The organism is Oleiphilus sp. HI0043 (assembly GCF_001634935.1).
In genome coordinates, this window is the sequence record NZ_LWEY01001737.1 from 1 (window position 1) to 1,802 (window position 1,802).

General features: G+C 45.6%; 3 protein-coding genes. All 3 read left to right on the forward strand.

Annotated elements, in window-relative coordinates; genetic code table 11:
- A partial coding sequence (locus A3729_RS26515) for a GspH/FimT family protein (RefSeq protein ID WP_068634457.1) occupies positions 1–564 on the forward strand: 564 nt, incomplete at its 5' end.
- Entirely contained in the window at positions 549–1,100 is a 552-nt protein-coding gene (pilV, locus tag A3729_RS26520; protein ID WP_068634310.1) for a type IV pilus modification protein PilV, read from the forward strand. The genes A3729_RS26515 and pilV, both read left to right, overlap by 16 nt.
- A 14-nt stretch (positions 1,101–1,114) precedes the next feature.
- A partial coding sequence (locus A3729_RS26525; RefSeq protein WP_197476125.1) for a PilW family protein occupies positions 1,115–1,802 on the forward strand: 688 nt, incomplete at its 3' end.

Genomic DNA, 1,802 nt, shown 5'->3' on the forward strand with positions numbered 1-1,802 from the left:
ATTGATAAAGCTCGGCTTACATCTCAAACCAATGCCACTCTGGGCATGCTGGCCTACGCTCGTAGTGAAGGGGCTAAACGCCCTGGTACAACCATTACACTCTGCGCGAGCAATAGCATAAACACCGGCGCACCGGCATGTGACACCAACGACTGGGAAAATGGCTGGTTTATTATGTCTGACCTTAACGGCGATCAGGTGTTAGATAACATCAATGAAGATTTAAACGGCGATAATGTACTAGACCCTGGCGAAGACCTAAATGGCAACGGCGTTCTTGATAACGCCGTCGACGAAGTCTTACGAGTTGGCGAAAGGTTAACAGGTNATAACACTCTCCGAACGTTTGGCTTTCCTAATCAAGGCTTTGTTCAGTTTGATTCAAATGGTATCCCCGGTTCCTCAGGCACTTTTGTTTTGTGTGACGAGCGCGGTATCACTGAAGCCAAAGCAATTATTATTAGTGTGATCGGCCACGTCAGGTCAGCGGTAGACGAAGAAGAAACGCCCGATGATATCGTTAACAACCATGAAGGGGTGAATGTAATATGTCCAGCAAGCTAAGCCCCTATGCATCTTCAGCCCAACTATTGCAGCCTCTTTCTCCTAAGCATCAGGGTGGGTTCACTCTGATCGAGATTCTGGTTGCCATTGTTATTTTATCAATTGGTTTGCTGGGTGTTGCTAGCCTGCAAGTTCAGGGCTTACGTAATAACCAAAGTGCCTATCTTCGCTCGCAAGCCTCTCTACTTGTTTATGATATGGCAGACCGTATGAGAACAAACGCTGATGAAGCGATTGCCGGTGCTTATGACGGCTTCGATTCACTTGGCACAGTGCCATCAGACCCGGGCTGTATTAACAGCATCAATGGCTGCAGTGAAGCTAGATTGGCAGACAATGATTTGTTTGAATGGGCACAACGCCTCAATGGCACTGATGAGTCAGCCATTCTTTTACCCGATGCACGGGGCAGAATAATCCGGGGTGACAATAACCTGTTTACCATTGAAATCTCCTGGAATGAAACACAGTGGGATGACGAAACACAAAGCAATCAAGTCTCTAACCAAACCTTTTTGGTTAACCTAGTGTTGTAAGGGAGGAGCACATCATGAATCAATATCCAACAACATTACAGGCACATTCAGGCTTATCAACACTCAAGCGAATGTCTGGTCTCAGCTTAATCGAGCTAATGATTGGCCTAGTCATCAGTTCAATTCTAATGATTGGTGTTTCGAACATTTACTTCAACTCTCGTGAGTCAGATACATTTACCAACGAACTATCACGCATTCAGGAGACAGGTCGCCAAGCCATTGATTTCCTGGCTCGGGACATCCGCATGGCAGGCTATCAAGGGTGTATGGACCCAGCAACAGTTGCGGTCAATATCATTGCCAACACCCCCCCCACCGAAAACTTCTTTAAATCTGCTTTAATCGGCTTTGAGGTCGAAGATAACAATTGGGCAACAGACAACGATATCGATCCGCTTACTGGAGACATTATCCGAAATAATGGCGAATATTTTAGAAATGAAGATTTTGTCGACAATGCCTTGGTAGGTAGTGATGTCATTTCAATTCAGGGAGCCACCGTTGCTAATGCTCAGCTCGTAGGCAACATGACAGCCGCCAATGCAAACATTCAAATTTCTAATAATGATATGGGCTTTGTTCAAGACGACATTGTCGTGATTGCCAGCTGTCAAAACGCAGATATGTTTCGTATTACCAACAACCCTAATGCTGGTGCCAATGTTACGCTTGCTCATGCAATGGGTTCCAATAGCGATA